Genomic DNA, 17,564 nt, shown 5'->3' with positions numbered 1-17,564 from the left:
GCCCCCTTCCACCGCCAGGGACTCCAAGGAGGCTTCGCCCCCGGCCTCCACCACGCCGGTGGCCGGGTTGGGCGCCGTCAGCACCGTGAAGGGGCCCGCGCCCACCAGCCGGATCCCCCCTGGCAGCCGGAAGGGGCCTTCGTAGCGACCGGGGGCCAGGTGCACGAGGAGGGGGCCAGGCCGGGCCAGGGCCTCGGAGAGGGAGCGGAGGGGGCGCTCCCGCGTGCCATCCCCTCCCGCCACGGCCGCGTCCACCCAGAGTTCGCCCGGGACCGCCGGCTTCAGCGCCGGCCGCGCGCAGGCACACACCAGGACCAGGAACCAGGGCAGGAGTCGGGATGGCACGCGGGCAGGCACTCTAGCCCCTCGACGGCGTCCTGCTGGAACTGGATCAGGACCCGTTGCTAAGTGATCGATTTCTCAAAGACTTTCATCCGCAATCGATCATCAGCCGATCAACCCCCACTTCCGAAGAAGGGGGGGTGTGAGGATGTATCAAAAGATGCGATCCTCCCTCTCTCTACAGGGTGTATTTTACGAAGCCCAGTTTTCATCCGGAGGCCGAATTTCCGGCCTGGGAGCGGGTGGCGCATTGACAGTCGAAAGCTCGATTTGTTACCTCCGCCATCCGCTCGTTCAACGCCAGACAACGCAAGAGGGAGGGGTGTCATGACCAAGGCAGAGCTCGTGGAGGTGGTGGCTGCGCAGTCGAGGCTCACGAAGAAGTCCGCCGCCCAGATCCTCGACATCGTCTTCAACAACATCGGCAAGGCGGTGAAGAAGGACACGCGCTTCAGCTACCCGGGGTTCGGCACCTGGTCGCTGCGCTCGCGCAAGGCGCGGAAGATTCGCAACCCGCAGACCAACGAGATGATGAAGCTCAAGGCGTCGAAGACGGTCGGTTTCCGGCCGGCCAAGGAGCTGAAGAACTCGCTGTAGCCAGCAAGCAGGACCGTCCCCCTCAGGGGCGCGAACCCGTCGCACTCGGGTGACGCCCCTGGGACGTGAGGGCGGGAGCTTGCGGCAGTTGTCGGGCCACGGGCCGCTCCTCCTGGGGAGCCTCCGGGGAGCTTTCGGGCGTGACGAGCGCCTCCAGCGGGTCCAGGGAACTGCCGTCGTGCCAGAGCTCGAAGTGGACGTGGACACCGGTCGCCAGGCCCGTGTCCCCCGCGAGCCCGACCACGTCACCGCTCGCCAGCACTTCTCCGGTCGTCACCAGCACCTGGGACAGGTGGCTGTAGCGGGTGACCCACTGGCCGTCGTGCTGCACCTCCACCTGCTGGCCATGGTCGCCGTTCCACCCGGCCCGGAGGACGACGCCCCTTTGCGCGACGCTGACGACCTGGCCCCGGCGGGCCGCGAGGTCCACGCCCAGGTGGCGGCGGAGCTGGCCGGTGATGGGGTGCCAGCGCTCGCCGTAGAGGCTGGTGATGGTGACTGGCTCCACGGGCCAGGCGAGGCGCGGTGGGCCGGAGGGTTCGGGCGGCTGCTCCCAGCGGCGCAGTGTGGACGCGCGCACGATGAGGCGGCCCACGCGCAGCACCACGGCTTCCGCGAGCGGGCCGGGCATGTCGCCGTAGAGGCGCGCGTCCTGCTCCAGTTCGGCCTCCATGATGCCCCGAGCGCGCGTCAGGTCGCGGCTGTCCGTGCGCTCCACCGGCCGGGACAGGAAGGCGTCCAGGGCCGCGTTCATCTCCGCCCAGTTCCGCGCCTGTTCGGGGGGCATCACGCTGCCGCGCTGGACCTTCTCGCGGTACGCGCGGGCCTTGTCCGCGAAGGACGCGAGCGCGGCGTCGAGTTCAGGGGAACGCTCAGGGGTGAGCGGGCCCCGGGCGTGTTCCGGCTCGTGCGGGAGGAAGGGCGTGGATTCGCTGAAGGAGGCGCCGTCGCCCGAGGTCGCGTACAGCTCCTCAAAGCTCATCTTCTCCGCGCGCGGCGTAGCGCAGGCAGAGAGGGCCAGCAGGGCGAGGACGGCGGGTCGGCGCACGGCGCGGCGAGCCTACCATGCACCGGCCCACGCACCTGTTTCGGGCGGGCGGATCATCGACCCGGGTGGGCGCCGGTGCGTGCGGTCCGCACCCGGCACGGGGCGGCCGGGGCCTACCCGGCACGATGAGGCAAGCGGGCCTCACGGGTTGCGCGGCCCCGCGTTGCATGCCCTGAAGTCCCATGCGGGTGTTCACTGGCGCGCGGCCATCTTCCCCCGCGCCAGCCCCGGAGGCCCGACTCCAGCGCTCAGCTGGCGAAGGCGTTCCGGATCCGCGCCAGGGCGTCGTCGATGTCCGCCGTGGACACGTCCAGGTGGCAGACGAGGCGGATGGAATGGGGGCCCGTGGCATTGGCCAGGACGCCCTGCTTCAGGAGCAGCGCGGAGGCCTCCGCCGCGGGGCGCGCGAGGTCCGCGAACACCATGTTCGTCTCCACCCTCGACAGGTCCACCGTCACGCCCGGAACCTGGGAGAGCCCCTGCGCCAGCCGACGCGCGTTGGCGTGGTCCTCGGCCAGTCGCTCCACGTGGTGCTCCAGCGCGTACAGCGCCGCCGCCGCGAGGATGCCTGCCTGCCGCATGCCTCCTCCCAGCCGCTTGCGCAGCCGCCGCGCCTCGCGGATGACGTCCGCCCTTCCCGCCAGCGCCGAGCCCACCGGCGCCCCCAGCCCCTTCGAGAAGCACACCGACGTGGAGTCCGTCAGCGACGCCCACGCGGACGCCGGCTTGCCCGCCGCCACCTCCGCGTTGAACAGCCGCGCGCCGTCCAGGTGCACCGCGAGCCCCGCCTTGCGCCCCGCCTCCACCACCGCCCGGAAGCGCTCCAGCGGCCACACCGTGCCGCCCCCCCGGTTGTGCGTGTTCTCCAGCGACAACAGGCGCGTGCGCGGGTTGTGGATGTTGTCCTCGCGCACCGCCGCCGTCACCGTCCGCGGCGTCAGCAGGCCCCGCTCTCCCGGCAGCGCCGCCGGCTGCACGCCCCAGAGCGCCGGCACCGCGCCGCCCTCGTAGTGCAGGATGTGGCTGCCCTCTTCCGTGAGCACCTCGTCGCCCGTGCGGCAGTGCGCCCCGATGGCGATCTGATTCGCCTGCGTGCCGGAGGGGACGAAGACGGCGGCCTCCAACCCCAGCCGCTCGGCCACCCGCTCCTCCAGCCGGCGCACGGTGGGGTCTTCTCCGTAGACGTCGTCCCCCACCTCCGCGTCGGCGATGAGGCGCCGCATGGCGGGCGTGGGCTTCGTCACGGTGTCGGAGCGGAAGTCGATGGGCTTCATGGTTCTCCTCGCTTCAAGAAATGGGGGGCCGTGCTGCGCGCTTGGGCCGGGCCCTCCCGTGACATACAACGCCCGCGTGGCCCGGCGAGAGACAGTGGCGGAGAAGCGGCAGCGCGCGGTGGCGATCCTGGACGGTCTGGAGGCGGCCATGCCGGACGCCCGCATCGAGCTGGACTACCGCACGCCCCTGGAGCTGCTGGTCGCCGTCATCCTGTCCGCCCAGTGCACCGACAAGCGCGTCAACCTGGTGACCCCTGCCCTGTTCGCCCGCTTCCCCGACGCGGCCGCCTACGCTGGCGTGGAGGCCGCCGACGTGGAGCCCTTCATCCGCACCTGCGGGCTCTACCGCGCGAAGGCGAAGAACATCGTCGCCACGGCGCGCACGCTCGTCGCCGAGCACGCGGGACAGGTGCCCCTGGTGCGCGACACGCTGGCGCAGCTGCCGGGCGTGGGCCTCAAGACCGCGGGTGTGGTGTGCATCCACCTGGGCGGCGACGCGGCCTTCCCCGTGGACACGCACGTGAAGCGGCTGGCGTACCGGATGGGCCTCACGACCCATGAGGATCCCGACAAGGTGGAGAAGGACCTGCAGGCCCTGCTGCCCCGGGAGCGGTGGACCCTGGGGCACCAGTTGCTCGTGTGGCATGGGCGGCGCACGTGCTTCGCGCGCTCGCCGGACTGCGCATCCTGCACGGTGGCGGCGCGCTGCCCGAAGAAGGGCGTGGCCGCCTCCGCGAAGGCTTAAGCGGACGCCGGGGCGCCCTGGTCGCGCGACGCCTTGTGCTTCAGCATCCGCTTGCGGATGAGCCCGCGCTTGAGCGACGAGACGTGGTCCACGAAGACGGTGCCGTCCAGGTGGTCCGCCTCGTGCTGCACGGCGATGGCCAGGAGGCCGTCACAGCGCAGCGTCTGCTCCTGGCCGTCCTCGTCCAGGTAGCGCACCGTGGCGACGGCGGCGCGGTCCACGTCCTCGGCCTCGCCGGGGATGGACAGGCAGCCTTCCGTGTAGGTCGTCTCCCCTTCCAGGGAGATGAACTCCGGGTTGATCATCGCCAGGGGCTTCATGTCCGGCTGCTGCGGCCGGGTGTCCAGGACGATGATGCGCTGGAGCACGCCCACCTGCGGGGCGGCGAGGCCCACGCCTTCGGCGGCGTACATCGTCTCGAACATGTCCTTCACCAACGCGCGGACCTTGTCGTCCACCTTCGCCACGGGCCGGGCCTTCTGCTTCAGGATGGGGTCGGGCCAGATGAGAATCTCGCGAACCATGGAGGGACTCTTAACCCCTCCGGACCGCGACGGGCAACCGTCCCCAGGGGGCGTCAGTCGAGCAGATTGCGCGCGTACTCGCCCCGCAGCCGGTCATCCCCCAGCGCCCGGGCCGCCTCCGTCAGCACGGCACGAATCTGCTGTGCCCGGTGCTGGAGCGCGGGGTCCGGGTGGCCCGCGAAGCGCAGGGGGTGGAACTCGGCGGCCAGGAGGGCATAGGCCCGCTTGACCTCCTCGCTGCCGGCCGAGCGTGCGAGCCCCAGCACGGTGAAGTAGTCCGCCTCCTGGATCTCCTCGAACTTGGCCTCCAGGCGGTGCACGTCCAATTCCGGGGGCAGGTCCCCCATGGCGTCGTCCGACGGCGGGTGCAGCACGATGAGGCCCAGCGTCCGGGCCACGGCGAGCGTCTTGAGCGCCCCGTCCTGGGGCAGCCCCGCGCTCAGGAGCAGCATCTCCAGCGTGCGCTCCCCGTCCACGCCCTGGAGGAGCTGGAGCTCACGCCCGGAGAGTCCGAAGTCCGCCGGAGCCATGTGCGCATCGCCCCGCGACACGTGGGCGCGCAGCGAGCCCGCCGCGTCCAGCAGTGACTCAGCGGTGAGGGTGTTGCGCAGGCCTTCGACCAGCAGGTGCAGCGGCGGGCGCGTGGCGGCGGCGAGCGCCACCTCATGGGGTGCGGGCTCCTGCACCAGCCGGTACAACGTGGAGGGTTCCGCGAGCGCGTCCAGGAAGACCTGTTCGGTGTAGCGCTGCACCAGCGGGACGGACTCCGCTTCGCGCACGTAGCCGCGACCGCGCAGGGCCTCCAGCAGCGTGCCCGTGGTGGCGCTGCGCACCAGCCGCAGCTCAGCCTCCTGGCGCGCGTCGATGAGCCCGTCCGCACGGGCCCGGTCGATGAGGGACTCGCCCTGCGCCGAGGACGCGGCGCCCACCAGCGTGCCGTCGCGCAGCCACAGGACGCGCAGCGCGTTCATCACCTTGAGTTCCAGGCGCACTTCCATGCGCGCGTCGCACAACCGGAGCACGAGGCGCGCGAGCCCCTCCTGCGTCAGGCTGCCACTGCGCGCCACCGCCATCTCCGGACGGCCCGGTGATTCGAGCGGCAGGATTGAAGCCCGGGCCTGCGCCGCGGCTTCCTCCGCGTCCCGCTGCGCGCGGGCTTCCAGTTGTTCGCGCTCGCGGTCGGTCTGGAGGCGCTGTTCGACGGCGTCCGCTTCCAGCTTCACGCGGGCTTCGCGCTCGCGGGTGAGGTCCTCGCGGAGCTGTTCGAGCTGGGCCTGGAGCGTGTCGCGCGTCTGAGTGAGGGACGCGGACTCCGACTGGAGGCGGGCTTCCGCTTCCGCGCGCGCCTGGGTTTCGGCGGCGAGGCGGGCTTCCGCGGCAGTGCGGGCCTGGGACTCGCTTTCGATGCGTGTCTCGAGGTCCTGGCGCGTCCGGGCCTCGGATTCGAGACGGACCTCCAGCACGGTGCGGTGACGGCCTTCGGCCGTGGCCTTCGCGGTGGATTCGGTGGCCTTCTGTTCGGCCTGGAGGGCCCGGGCCTCCATGGCCTGGAGGGCCTGTTGGGCCTGGGCCACGCGGGCCTGCGCCTCGGCCTCGGCCCTCGCGAGTTCCTCCGCGCGGCTGGCCGCGTCGGTCTGGGCGTGGGTGGACTGCTCGGCGCGCGACTCCGCCTGGGTCAGCGCCTGCGCGAGCTGATCCGCTCGGGCCTGGGCTTCGGCTTGCGTCCGCGTGAGCTGTTCGATGCGGGTCTCGGCTTCGGCCTTTGCCTGCTGGTGCTGATCCGCGCGGGATTCCGCCTGGGCCTCGGCTTCGGCCTGGGCCTTCGTGAGCTGCTCGACGCGGGCTTCAGCCTCGGCCTTTGCGTTCGTGAGCTGCTCGACGCGGGCTTCGACTTCGGCCTTTTCCTGCTGGTGCTGAAGGAGCGCTTGCGCGAGTTGCTCGGCGCGGGATTCCGCCTGGACCTGGGCCTGCGTGAGCTGATCCGCCTGGGCCTTCGTACCGGCCTGGGCCTGCGCGAGCTGTTCAGCGAGGGCTTCCGCCTCGGCCTTCACCTTCGCGAGCTGTTCGGCTTGGGCCTGCTCGGCTTCGAGGGCTCGCGCTTCGACGCGCTTCACGGTTTCCGACAGCTCGTTCACGCGGGCTTCGGACTGGAGCAGCGCTTCAGCGGAACGCTCCGCCTTCGCTTCGGCCTGCTTCAGGGCCCGCGTCAGTTGCTCCGCTCGGGCTTCCGCCTGGAGCAGGGCCTCGGCGGGCTGGGCGGCCTTCGCCTCCGCCCGCTGGCGCGCCTGCTTGAGCTGCTCCATCCGGGCGTTGGCCTGGCTCAAGGTCTCGGCGAACTGCGCTTCGGTCCGCTTCCGGAGTTCCTCCGCGTGCTCCGCCCGGGCGTGGGCCTGGGTCAGGGCTTCCTCCGCCCGCGCGGCCCGCGCTTCCGCGTCCGCTAGAGCCTCTCCCGATTTCGCGGCGGTGGCTTCGAACTGCTTTCGGACCGCTTCGGCCTGATCCGCCCGGGCTTCGGCACTGGCTCGGGATTCCTCGGCCTGCGTGGCCCGGCCTTCCGCCTGCGCCAGCGATTGGGCGGTCTGCCTTACCTTGGCTTCGCCCTGCAGCAGTACCTGCGCCAGTTGCTGGGCTCGCGCCTCCAACTGCCCCTGCGTCTGGGCGGACTGCTTCGCCTTCGCTTCGGCTTGCGCCAGGGCCTGTTCGGCCTGCTGGATACGCGTCTCCGCCTGGGCCAGCGCCTGGGCGGTCTGCTTCGCCTTCGCTTCGGACTGCGACAGCGATTGGGCCAGTTGGTGCGCTCGCACCTCCACCAGCGACAGCGCCTGCGCGGAGTGCTTCACCTTCGCTTCGGCGGCGACCCGCGCCTTCGCTTCCGCGTCGGCCCGGGCCTCGGCTTCGGAACGCCGGGCCTCCAGGTCTGCTCGGAGCGCGGCGTCCTTGCCGTCGCGGGTCTCGATCTCGTGACGGGCCTCGGCTTCGGCCTCCGCTCGACGACGGGATTCCTCGCGGGCCTTGGCTTCGGCCTCCGCCCGGGCTTCCGCGACGAGGCGCGCTTCCGCTTCGGCTTCCGCCCTGGCTTCCGCGGCGATGCGCGCTTCGGTCTCGGCTTCGGCTCGGGCTTCCGCTTCGGTGCGGGCCGCCTGCTCCAGTTCGGCGCGGGCTTCAGCTTCCGCTCGGGCCTGGGTCGACTCGCGCGCGAGTCGTTCGGCTTCCTCTCGCGCCTGGACCTCCGTGGCGACTCGCTTTTCGAGTTCGACGAGTTCGAGCTGCGCCATCTCCGCGAGCGCCTCGGCCTCGCGGCGGGCGCGCTCTTCCGCATCCGCTCGCGATTCGGCGTCCACCCGGCCACCAGCTTCGGACGCGAGCCGGGCTTCCACCTCCGCCAACGCCTGCGTCGCGGACACGGCCCGGACTTCTGAATCCGCGTGTGCCGCCGAGGCCTGCTTCAGCAGGGACTCGGCGCGTGCACGGGCGTGGACCTCCGCTTCGGCGCGCACCTCCACCGAGCTGCGGGCCTCGACCTCCGCGTCCGCTTCGAGCCGGGCGTCCTCGCGAGCCCGCGCCTCACTCTCGACACGCTCCTCCAGCTCGATGCGAAGCGTCTGCTCCGCTTCGGCCAGCGACTCCGCATCCGCCGCGCGGGCCTCCGCCTCCTGGATGAGGGCGTACGCTTGCGCGAGTTCTTCGCGCAGTGATTCAAGCTCGGCTTCCAGCTCCGTGTTCGACCCGGGCTCGTCCTTCGAGCCGGCATCCTGCTTCGCGCTGGAGTCCTGCTTCGAGCTGGGCTGCGCGTTCGAGCTGGGCTGCGCGTTCGAGTCGGACTGCGCGTTCGAGTCGGACTCCGCATTCGACCCGGCGCCCTGCTTCGACTCGGCCCCATCCGTCGGACCGGCATCCTGCTTCGCTTCAGCGTCCTGATTCAGCCCGGCCTGCGACTTCGACCCGGATTCATTCTTGAGCCCGGCTTCCGCCTTCGCCTCAATCTCCGCTGCGGCAGCAACGGGCTCCTGGCTCGCGGGACGCGGCCTGTTCGACCAGAGGAGTCCTCCCTGCTTCGGGGTCGATGAAACCGGGACCGTGCGGCTCGCATCCCGTCCGCCGGCACGCGGCGCGGCGCCGCCCCCCTGCGCCGCATCGTCCGACTTCGCTTCGTTCCCCGGACGCGCGGAGGCACCACTCGCCGCCGCATCACCCGTTCCCGCGCGTGACTTCGAGGCGTCTTGCGACTCCGCCTCCGACCACGAAAGAGGCCTGGCACCCTCCTCGGTCTTCGCGTCGTCCCCCACCGTCTCGGAATCGAACCAGTCCGCGCCCACCGGCTTCACGGACGCGGCGGTCGCCTGCGACTTCCCTGCGACCTCGGCTTCTTCGTCGTCGGCCGCCCCATCCTCCCCCTGCTCCCGCGCCTCCACGGACGCCTTGAGCTCCGCCTCCAGCACGTCCCAGTTCGACAGGCCCGCCGCGGCCAGCTCCTCCTCGGTCGGATCCGAGGGCGCGTCGTCGTCGTCCGGCGACAAGCCCGCGGCGACCAGTTCCTCACGGGTCGGATCCGCTGCTTCGTCGTCGTCCGACGCATCGGACGCTCCTGCCGCCGCCGCCCGTTCTTCCTTCGCCACGTCGTCCGCGACCGAACCGAAGTCCGTCTCGTCGGAGTCCTCCGCCGACGCAGCCTTGCCTGGACGGCGCGCTTCCAGTTCGGGATCCGGTGCCAGCTCCGTCCAGGCCAGCGGCTCCGCGCCCTCTCGCGCCGGGCCCTTTCCCGCAGCCCCCGGAACGTCGTCCGAATCAACGTCGAAGAAGTCCTCGTCCCCCAGCCTGGGCGCGGGCTTCACCGGCCGCAGGCCCGGCGGCGTGAGCCGCTCCTCACGGAACGCGAGCTTCCCCGACGGGAGCCCCGCTTCCTCCCCGTGCTCCCGGGCCAGTCGCTCCGCGTCCGCCCGCAGCTCCGCGTCGAAATCCTCCGTGACCGCCAGCGGATCCGCGTCCACCGGCTTCACGTCCGCGCGCGGTGCCACCTCGCTCGGGAACGGGAAGCGCAACGTCGAGCGCTCCTGCAGGGCCCGCGCCTCGGGCACCGGTGGAAACGCCGCCGTCGCGTCCGCTCGCGGGGCATCCCACTCCTGCCCGGCGTCCGCGTCCGACTCCCCCTCACCCCACGCCTCCCCGGTGTCCTCTCCCGAAGCGCCGCCATCCCATTTCGACGCCGCCGCGGACGACGACGTCCCCACGGAGAGCGCCGAGTCGATGGACGCCATCGCCTCCGCTTCGACCTCCAGGTGCGCCTGCTCCAGCGCGGCGTTCATCGCCAGGTGCGTGCTGTGCTCGCGCTGCTTGTGGACGACGTGCGCGCTGCGCTCCTCGCGCGTCATCGCCGCCACTTCCCAGTCCGTCTGGTTCAGCGGCGCCAAATCCCCGAACAGCGCGTTGGCCAGCGCCGGGTCTCCGCCCACCGCGTGCGCCGTCGTCGCGTGCCACTTCTCGTCCGAACCGGGCCCGCTTCCGCGCGCGGGATCCGCCAGCGCCCGGTTCTCCACCACGCGCCAGCCATCCGCCTCCGCCGGCGCGCGGATCAACGAGTCCACCAACGTCACGAAGCCCGGACCGTCCAGCGGCAGCGGCGCCACCGGGGCGCTGAAGCCCTCGATGGCCTCGCTCAAGAGCAGCACCCGCGCCTTGTGGCCCTCCGGATGCTGGACCAGTTCCTCCAGCACCACGCGCCCGCGCCCGCTCTCCACCCCTGGGGCGAGCACGATGAGCTCTGGCAGGTGGTGCCCGAAGGCGATGAGCGCGTCCGCGGCGGAGGTGGCGAGGATGACCTCGTGGCCTTCGCGGGACAGCAATCGCCGGACGGCGGCGATGGTGGCGATGTCGTCGTGTACGAGGAGGACCGAGGCGCCCATGGGGGGGCTGACACTCTACATCATGGCCCCGGGATCCACGTCGATGACGACCCTCACGCCAGATGGAACATCCGCCAGCGCCGCCTCCAACCGGGCGAGCAATGGGGCAAGCGCCGCATGCGTCGGCGCCTTCAGCAGGAGCTGCCAGCGCGTCTTGCCCCGAATCCGGGCGATGGGCGCCAGGGCCGGCCCCAGCAGGCGCACCCCGGCGGAGGCCGGCGGCATGTGCCGACCCACCAGGTTTCCCAGGAAGCGCGCCACGCCCGCCGTCTGCTCGGGATGCTCCCCTTCCAGCCGGACGGCCGCCATCCGCGCGAAGGGCGGATAGGCCAGCGCCTTGCGCCACTCCAGCTCCTGCTTCGCGAACCCGTCGAAGTCGTGCGCCAGCATCCGCTTCACCGGCTCCGCGTCCGGGTTGTAGGTCTGCACCAGCACCCGCCCCGGGTCCTTGCCGCGCCCCGCCCGCCCCGCCACCTGGGTCAGCAGGTGGAAGGTGCGCTCGGAGGCGCGGAAGTCGGGAATCGCCAGCGACGTGTCCGCCATCACCACGCACACCAGCGTCACGCCCGGGAAGTCGTGCCCCTTGGCCACCATCTGCGTGCCCACCAGCACGTCGATCTCCCGCCGCGCGAACGACGCCAGCAGCTCCGTCAGCCGCTCCGCGCTCGTCGCCGAGTCCCGGTCCAACCGCGCCACGCGCGCACCCGGGAGCCGTTCGGAGACCTCCGCTTCCACGCGCTCGGTGCCGATACCCAGCTTGAGCAGCGGACCCGTGCACTCAAGGCAGCTGTTGGGCACCGGGAACGCCACGCCGCAGTAGTGGCACACCACCCGGTTCTGGGACTGGTGGTGCGTCATGCACACGTCGCAGTCGTGGCACTTGAGCGACAGGCCGCACACCTCGCACAAGAGGATGGTGCTGTGGCCCCGGCGGTTGAGGAACAGGATGACCTGTTGCCCCTTGGCCACCGTCTCCTCCATCGCCTGGAGCATCTGCGGACTGAGGATGGGCGCCTCTTCCGTCACCTGCCCCTCGCGCGGACGCTCCACGCGCAGGTCCACCAGGCTGATGGTGGGCATGGGCCGGTCATCCACGCGGCTCTTCAGCTCCAGCAGCTTGTAGCGGCCCGCGCGCGCGTTCTGCAGCGTCTCCAGCGCGGGCGTGGCCGAGCCCAGCACCACCACCGCGCCGGCCTGCTTGCCGCGCACCACCGCGAGGTCGCGCGCCTGATAGCGCAGCTTCTCGTCCTGCTTGAAGGACGGGTCGTGCTCCTCGTCGACGACGATGAGCCCCAGGTTCTCCACCGGCGCGAACACCGCCGAGCGCACCCCTACGGCGATCTTCACCGTGCCCTTGCGCAGCGCCTGCCAGTGGAACAGCCGCTCCCGGTCCTTCAGCCCCGAGTGCAGCACCGCCACGTCCCCGCCGAAGCGACTGCGGAAGCGCCCCACGAGCTGCGGCGTCAGCGCGATCTCCGGCACCAGCACCAGGCTGCCCTTGCCCTGCGACAGCGCATGCTCCACCGCGCGCAGGTACACCTCCGTCTTGCCGCTGCCGGTGACGCCGTGCAGGAGGTACGGCTGGAAGCCGCCGGCATCCACGGCGCCCTGGAGCTCGCGCACCGCCACGTCCTGCTCCGAGGTGAGCCGGTCCGGACGGCCCTGGATCAGGCCCTCGCGCACGCCGGGCTCCAGCACCACCTCCACCAGCTTCACCATCCCGCGCGCCGCCAGCTTCTTGAGCGTCTCCCGCGCACCAGGGATGGCGTGCGCCACCTCCTCCAGTTGCGCGCGTCCGCCCACCGCCAGCAGGTACTGGAGCGCGGCGGCCTGGGCCGGAGCGCGGTTGAGCTGCGGCGGGACTTCCGTGACGACCGCCTCCGCGAAGTGCTGCACGTCCGCCTTCGCCGCCTTCTCATCCACCGCGGTGGAGAGGCCCGGCGGCAGCGCGCCGCGGATGACCTCGCCCAGCGGGTGGCGGTAGTGCTCGGCCGCGAAGCGCAGGAGCGCGATGAGGTCCTTGGGCAGTGACGGCGAATCCTCCAGCACGCGCTGGATGGGCTTGAGCCGGACGCCGCCCTCCACGGGCGCGTTCGCCGGCCCCAGGTAGAAGCCCAGCGCCATGCCGCGTCCGAAGGGCACGAGCACGCGCTGGCCCGGGGCCAGGTTGCCCGCGAGCGCTTCCGGCACCAGGTAGGTGAACTCCCCGCGCACGGGGCGGCCGACGGCGACGGACGCAAGAAGGGCGGGGGTGGCGCTCACGACGGGGCGCACTGTAGCGGCGCGCTCCCCCAACGACAGTTCCCTTCCCACATCCGTACGGCGCGTCCGCAGCGGGATGGAACCGCGAGAGGAAACCTCCCCGTCCGTCCCCGAAACGCCGCCCAGCGCGAAGTGTTCTTGCTCCATGTGCCGCCCTCTTGCCGCCCGACTCCCCGGACCCCGCCCGTCCTGCACCCGGGATCCACTGTGCCTGGAGCGTCTGACATGCCCCTGGATTCCGGCCAAAAAGCAAGGGGCCCCTCCCGCGTGCGGAAGAGGCCCCATGACTGCTTTTCGGAGACGACGCGGAGGAAGAAGCGGCCGTGCGTGGGGACTAGCGGCCGGTGGCCTTCTTGAACGACGGCCGGTTGGCCACGCGGTCCCACCAGGCCATCACGTTCTTGTGCTCGGCGATGACCGCCTGCTCGCCCACGGCGAAGACGTAGTCCACGTACGGGGCCCAGGTGACCTCCGCGAGCGTGAAGTCGTTGCCCGCGAGGAAGGGCTGCTTCGCCAGCACCGCGTCGATGACCTCCAGGGGCTTCTTCATGCCCTCGCGGCCCTTGGCGATGTTGGCCTCGTCGTTGGTGCCCCGGAAGCGCTCCATCACGACCTTCATCGCCGGGGTGGAGAAGTAGGAGCTCTCCACGCTCATGAACTGCTCCATGAGCGCGTAGGCCTTCGGATCCGTCGGCGTCAGCGACGTGCCCGGCAGGGTGCGGTCCAGATAGCGGATGATGGCGCGCGACTCGTACATCTGGAAGCCGTCGTCCGTCTCCAGCACGGGCACCACGCCGAAGGGCTGGCGCGCCAGGTGCGCGGGCGTCTTCTGCTCGCCCTTCATGAGGTCGATGCTGATGAACTCGACCTCGCGGTTCTTCTCCGCCAGGACCGTCATGACCTTGCGGCTACACGTGCTCATCGGGTTGCCGTAGACCTTCATGTGAATCGCCTCCGCGCCAGGGGCCGGGTTCATCCCGGCCTTGGAATGGGCGGGACTTTCTGCCGCGGTCCCGCCCACCGCAAGCGATTCGAAGGTGACGCGCTACGGCGTGAAGAGCTTGTCCGACACCGCGCTGCGGTTGTCCGCCTTGAGCGCCGTGAAGCGCACCACGCGCTGCCCGGCCTTCCACACCTCCACCGTGCGCGGCATCCAGTCCCCGGTGGCCGGCGCCGTGTAGTCCACGAAGCGCACATCCCACGCGGTGCCAGCCGTGTCGTTGTAGCGCACGCGCGCGGCCCGGAAGGCGTCCTTGTAGACCCAGAACTGGGGCTTGCCCTCGGCGGGGTCGCCCAGCACGTACGCCACCTCACCGCCGAAGCGCGCCAGCGAGGTGCGCTTCGTGTCGATGCCCAGCCCCTGGAGGTATGCCTCCAGGGCCAGCTTGGTGTCCTGCACGCTGCCCGCGTCCTGCGCGAGGAGGGCGCACACCTGCGCGACGAGCACGGAGACGGCGGGCAGTTCCTTGCCCTCCACGCGCTTCCTGCCGGAGACCTGCACCGTCGCGGCCTTGTTGCTGCTTTCGGGCGAGCTGACGTCGAAGCGGCAGCGGCCCGGAATCTTCACCGACAGCACCCCGTCGCCCTGAAGGTCCGTGCGTTCGGTGGGGACGTTGAGGACGGCGCCCGCCTCCGGCACGGCGGTGGAGGAGAAGATGACGGAGCCTTCCACGCGGAAGGCGGACAGCCGCTTCTCCTCACGCGCGGTGGCCATGCGCCGGAGGATGGAGCCGCCGGGCAGCACATAGGCGCCGGCGGTGAGGGAGGCGAGGACCACGGACACTGCGATGAAACGCTTCACGGCTTCTCCGTCTTGACGACCTCGCGCATGTACTCCAGGAGTCCTCCGCGCAGGTCGGGGCGCTTGAGCGCATAGGCGATATTCGCCTTCAGGTAACCCACCTTGTCGCCGGCGTCGTAGCGCTGGCCCTGGAACTTGTAGCCCAGCAGACCTTCGGTCTTCTGGAGGGTGGCCAGGCCGTCCGTGAGCTGGATCTCCCCGCCCACGCCGGTGGTCTGCTTCTCCAGGATGGGGAAGATGGACGGCGGCAGCACGTAGCGGCCAATCACCGCCAGGTTCGACGGCGCGGTGCCCTTCTTGGGCTTCTCCACCACGTGGTCGATCTGGATGACGCCGTTGCCCAGGTCCTTGCCCGCGGCGATGCCGTACATGTGCGTCTCGCTGTCCGGCACCTCCATGAGCGCGATGACGGCCTTCTGATGCTGCTGGTAGACGCGCGCGAGCTGCCCGATGCCCGGCTCCTCCGCGTCAATCATGTCGTCGCCCAGCAGGACGCCGAAGGGCTCGTTGCCGATGACGCTCTTCGCGCACAGCACCGCGTGGCCCAGGCCCAGCGGCTCCTTCTGGCGGATGCTGACGATGCGCACGAGGTTCGCGATGGCGCGCAGCTTGTCGGCCTCCGCCGTCTTGCCGCGCGCGCGCATCGTGGTTTCCAGTTCGAAGCCGATGTCGAAGTGGTCCTCGATGGAGGACTTGCCCCGGCCGTTGATGACGACGACGTCCTCGATGCCGGCGGCGACGGCCTCCTCCACGATGTACTGGAGGGTGGGCGTGTCGACGATGGGCAGCATCTCCTTGGGCACGGCCTTGGTGGCCGGAAGGAAACGGGTGCCCAGGCCAGCGGCGGGGATGACGCACTTGCGGATGAGCTTCGCTGCCTTCGTGTCGGGAGAGGACATGGGGCGGGGAATCTATTGGTGGCCCAGAACCCCAGCAAGCCGGATAGATTCCCCGGTGCCATGCCGCTCCGTGCCATCGTTGTCGCCCTGTCGTTGACGCTGTCCGTGGTTCCCGTCGTCGCCCGGGCCGCCGAACCGGCGGAGGAACTGCGCAACCTGGCCAATGCCCGGGCCCTGGGCATGGGCAGCGCGTTCCGGGCCGTGGGGCTGGGTGCGGATGCACTCCAGGGCAATCCGGCGGCCATGGTGCTGTTCCCGGCCTACCGCATTGAAGGGACGGGGGCCTACGACCCGCGCAACAAGGAGGGGTTCCTGGGCATCAGCCTGTCGGACTCCAGCAGTGGCCGGCTGGCGCTGGGGGTGGACTACCACTGGCTGAGCCTGGGGCGAGGGGGCAGCCGGACGACGGCGAACCTGAGCACGCTGGGCGGCGCGATTCCCCTGAGCCAGTCGCTGATGATTGGCATGTCGGGGCACTACCTGCGGCTCAATGGCCAGTCGCGCTTCGCCAACTCCATCACGCTGGACGCCGGCCTGCTGGTGCGGCTGGGGGAGCAGGTGACGGTGGGCGTGTCGGGGCACAACCTCATCGACACGGAGAACGTGGAGCTGACGCGCTACTACTCCGCGCACCTGGGCTACGTGGGGCAGGCGCTGGTGCTGGCGGCGGACGTGCGCGGCGACTTCGAGACGCGCGACTCCGCGGTGCTCACGTACAACGGTGGCGCGGAGTACACCCTGAACCAGGTGCTGCCGGTGCGCGTGGGCTACACGTACGACGGCTTCCAGAAGATTTCGCGGCTGAGCGCGGGCCTGGGCTTCCTGTCGCCCGGCGGCGGCGGCGTGGACCTGGCGTACCAGCACGACCTGGGCGGTGAGAACGGGCGCCTGCTGGTGATGACCCTGCGGGTCTCGGTGAACTGAGGGCGGCGCGCTTCTTCAGCGTCCGGCGCGGCCCGCGTCATTCGGGTCTCGCAGGGCGAGGTAGCGCTCGGAGGCGGCGAAGCGGACCAGCTCCTCCAGCTCTGAGTCGTGGGGCCGGCGGGCGCGCAGCGCGGTGAGGGCGGGGCCCGGGCCACCGCAGGCGACGAGGCCCGCGCGGTTGGCGGAGTCCCTCGCGGCGGCGGACAGCAGGCTCGCGTCGAAGTCGCGGGTGCCGGGCTCCATCAGGGCGGAGGCGCGCTCCAGGGCCTTGGGGGACAGGGCTTCGCGCACCACGCGGGCATCGTCGCCCGCGCCCTTGGGGTCCTTGAGGACGGAGGACAGGAGCGCGAGCGCGCGCAGCAGGTGGTCCTTGCGCAGGGCCCGCAGGGCGAGCAGGTCCGGCGACATGGAGAACAGGGCGCGTCCGGCGTGGAAGCGCAGCTCCGCGACGGACAACGGCTGCTGGACGAGCTGCCGGCCCACGACGAGGCGCGGGACGGTGATGTGCACCGGGGTGATGTTCGCGGTGTCGTCATCCCCCGCGACCAACTCCGGCAGGGGCACGCCGAGCAGGCGGGCGACGGTGTGCAGCGCGTCCAGGATGGCGGGGGCGCCGGGGCCGGCGTTGGCGCGCAGGGGCTCCGAGGCGCTGGCGATGCGCGTCGGGGATGGGAACAGGCGGCACAGCGCGATGCCCACGCACGCGAGCAGCTCACCGGCCGGGGTGCGCAGGCCCGGGTGGCGCAGGCCGGCGCGCTCCTGGCTGGAGAGCGGTCCGCGCTGGACGCGGGGGGCGGAGATGTCGCGGCCTTCGAGTGCGTCCGCGAGTTCGCGCATCAGCGCGGCGCGGGTGACGTCCTTGCGCTGCTCGAAGTGTTCGACGAGGCCCCGGTAGGGCTTCGGGTCGAGCGGACGCTCGCGCACGAGCTTGAAGACGATGGGTTCGGCGGAGGTGGATTCGGCGGGAGCCGCCGCCTCCGGGACGAGCGGGGTTTCGCGGGTCTCCGCGCCGCCGACGCCAGGGCGTGACGGGCCGGTGGCGCGCACGGGGGCCGGGCCGGACATGGTGCCCTCGGGGCGGCCGGCGCGGTGGATGCGGCGCACCGGGTCCATGCGGCCGGGAGGCGCCTCCCACGCGATGACGCTCGTGGCCTCCACGGGCCCGCCGCCCAGTTCCTCCGAGTCCTCATCCTCGTCCGGAATCTGGTCGAGGGTGGGCCCATCGAAGACACCGCGTGGACGGACGGG

Annotated in this window: 11 protein-coding genes and 2 pseudogenes; 3 read left to right on the top strand and 10 right to left on the bottom strand. The window is 71.3% G+C overall.

Annotated elements, in window-relative coordinates:
• Nucleotides 1–345, bottom strand: a pseudogene (locus D7X74_RS27520) (DUF1565 domain-containing protein); the annotation flags it as partial.
• A gap of 324 nt (nucleotides 346–669) precedes the next feature.
• Here D7X74_RS27520 and D7X74_RS27515 point away from each other — a divergent pair.
• Nucleotides 670–939 carry an HU family DNA-binding protein gene (locus tag D7X74_RS27515; RefSeq protein ID WP_120535979.1) on the top strand — a complete coding sequence of 90 codons (270 nt, stop codon included), beginning with the start codon at nucleotides 670–672 and terminating at the stop codon, nucleotides 937–939.
• Between the two features lie 22 nt (nucleotides 940–961).
• Here the strand turns inward: D7X74_RS27515 and D7X74_RS27510 are convergent, their stop codons facing one another.
• Nucleotides 962–1,987: a M23 family metallopeptidase gene (locus D7X74_RS27510; protein WP_120535978.1), complete on the bottom strand. Its 1,026-nt coding sequence runs from the start codon at nucleotides 1,985–1,987 to the stop codon at nucleotides 962–964.
• 248 nt (nucleotides 1,988–2,235) lie between these two features.
• Complete coding sequence (gene ltaE / locus D7X74_RS27505) at nucleotides 2,236–3,261, bottom strand: low-specificity L-threonine aldolase (RefSeq protein ID WP_120535977.1); 1,026 nt, start codon at nucleotides 3,259–3,261, stop codon at nucleotides 2,236–2,238.
• Between ltaE and nth the strand changes: the two genes are divergently transcribed.
• Entirely contained in the window at nucleotides 3,260–4,006 is a 747-nt protein-coding gene (gene nth, locus D7X74_RS27500; protein ID WP_120535980.1) for an endonuclease III, read from the top strand. The genes ltaE and nth overlap by 2 nt on opposite strands.
• On the opposite strand, the gene def is transcribed toward nth, so the two are convergent.
• The 6 genes from def to galU all read right to left on the bottom strand — a co-directional run bounded on the left by def (nucleotide 4,003) and on the right by galU (nucleotide 15,392).
• Nucleotides 4,003–4,530, bottom strand: a complete 528-nt coding sequence (gene def, locus D7X74_RS27495; protein ID WP_120535976.1) for a peptide deformylase — start codon at nucleotides 4,528–4,530, stop codon at nucleotides 4,003–4,005. The two genes, nth and def, sit on opposite strands and share 4 nt — an antisense overlap.
• Before the next feature lie 53 nt (nucleotides 4,531–4,583).
• Nucleotides 4,584–10,430, bottom strand: a complete 5,847-nt coding sequence (locus D7X74_RS27490; protein ID WP_120535975.1) for a response regulator receiver protein — start codon at nucleotides 10,428–10,430, stop codon at nucleotides 4,584–4,586.
• 15 nt (nucleotides 10,431–10,445) lie between these two features.
• Complete coding sequence (gene priA, locus D7X74_RS27485) at nucleotides 10,446–12,839, bottom strand: primosomal protein N' (RefSeq protein WP_233602277.1); 2,394 nt, start codon at nucleotides 12,837–12,839, stop codon at nucleotides 10,446–10,448.
• A 187-nt stretch (nucleotides 12,840–13,026) separates the two neighbouring features.
• Complete coding sequence (locus D7X74_RS27480; protein WP_120535973.1) at nucleotides 13,027–13,635, bottom strand: glutathione S-transferase family protein; 609 nt, start codon at nucleotides 13,633–13,635, stop codon at nucleotides 13,027–13,029.
• A 102-nt stretch (nucleotides 13,636–13,737) separates the two neighbouring features.
• On the bottom strand, nucleotides 13,738–14,493 hold the full coding sequence (locus D7X74_RS27475; RefSeq protein ID WP_120535972.1) for a hypothetical protein: 756 nt from the start codon (nucleotides 14,491–14,493) through the stop codon (nucleotides 13,738–13,740).
• Complete coding sequence (gene galU, locus D7X74_RS27470; protein ID WP_120535971.1) at nucleotides 14,490–15,392, bottom strand: UTP--glucose-1-phosphate uridylyltransferase GalU; 903 nt, start codon at nucleotides 15,390–15,392, stop codon at nucleotides 14,490–14,492. Before galU ends, D7X74_RS27475 begins: the two co-directional genes overlap by 4 nt.
• Nucleotides 15,393–15,452: 60 nt before the next feature.
• Between galU and D7X74_RS27465 the strand changes: the two genes are divergently transcribed.
• A complete protein-coding gene (locus tag D7X74_RS27465) occupies nucleotides 15,453–16,316 on the top strand; it encodes a hypothetical protein (protein ID WP_120535970.1) in 864 nt (287 codons plus the stop codon).
• Between the two features lie 15 nt (nucleotides 16,317–16,331).
• Here the strand turns inward: D7X74_RS27465 and D7X74_RS43135 are convergent.
• Nucleotides 16,332–17,564 (bottom strand): annotated as a pseudogene (locus D7X74_RS43135) (hypothetical protein); the annotation flags it as partial.

This window comes from Corallococcus sp. CA047B, from assembly GCF_003612065.1.
Classification (GTDB): Bacteria; Myxococcota; Myxococcia; order Myxococcales; family Myxococcaceae; genus Corallococcus; species Corallococcus praedator.
The sequence above is the reverse complement of the archived record's forward strand: the minus strand, read 5'-3'. Positions and strand labels throughout refer to the sequence as shown.

Excerpts from the sequence above, each read along its gene's own strand:
- D7X74_RS27515 (WP_120535979.1), top strand. The coding sequence starts at position 670 with ATGACCAAGGCAGAGCTCGTGGAGGTGGTGGCTGCGCAGTCGAGGCTC.
- priA (WP_233602277.1), bottom strand. The coding sequence starts at position 12,839 with ATGGAGCAAGAACACTTCGCGCTGGGCGGCGTTTCGGGGACGGACGGG.
- D7X74_RS27465 (WP_120535970.1), top strand. The coding sequence starts at position 15,453 with ATGCCGCTCCGTGCCATCGTTGTCGCCCTGTCGTTGACGCTGTCCGTG.
- D7X74_RS27480 (WP_120535973.1), bottom strand. The coding sequence starts at position 13,635 with ATGAAGGTCTACGGCAACCCGATGAGCACGTGTAGCCGCAAGGTCATG.
- ltaE (WP_120535977.1), bottom strand. The coding sequence starts at position 3,261 with ATGAAGCCCATCGACTTCCGCTCCGACACCGTGACGAAGCCCACGCCC.
- D7X74_RS27490 (WP_120535975.1), bottom strand. The coding sequence starts at position 10,430 with ATGGGCGCCTCGGTCCTCCTCGTACACGACGACATCGCCACCATCGCC.
- galU (WP_120535971.1), bottom strand. The coding sequence starts at position 15,392 with ATGTCCTCTCCCGACACGAAGGCAGCGAAGCTCATCCGCAAGTGCGTC.
- def (WP_120535976.1), bottom strand. The coding sequence starts at position 4,530 with ATGGTTCGCGAGATTCTCATCTGGCCCGACCCCATCCTGAAGCAGAAG.
- nth (WP_120535980.1), top strand. The coding sequence starts at position 3,260 with ATGGTTCTCCTCGCTTCAAGAAATGGGGGGCCGTGCTGCGCGCTTGGG.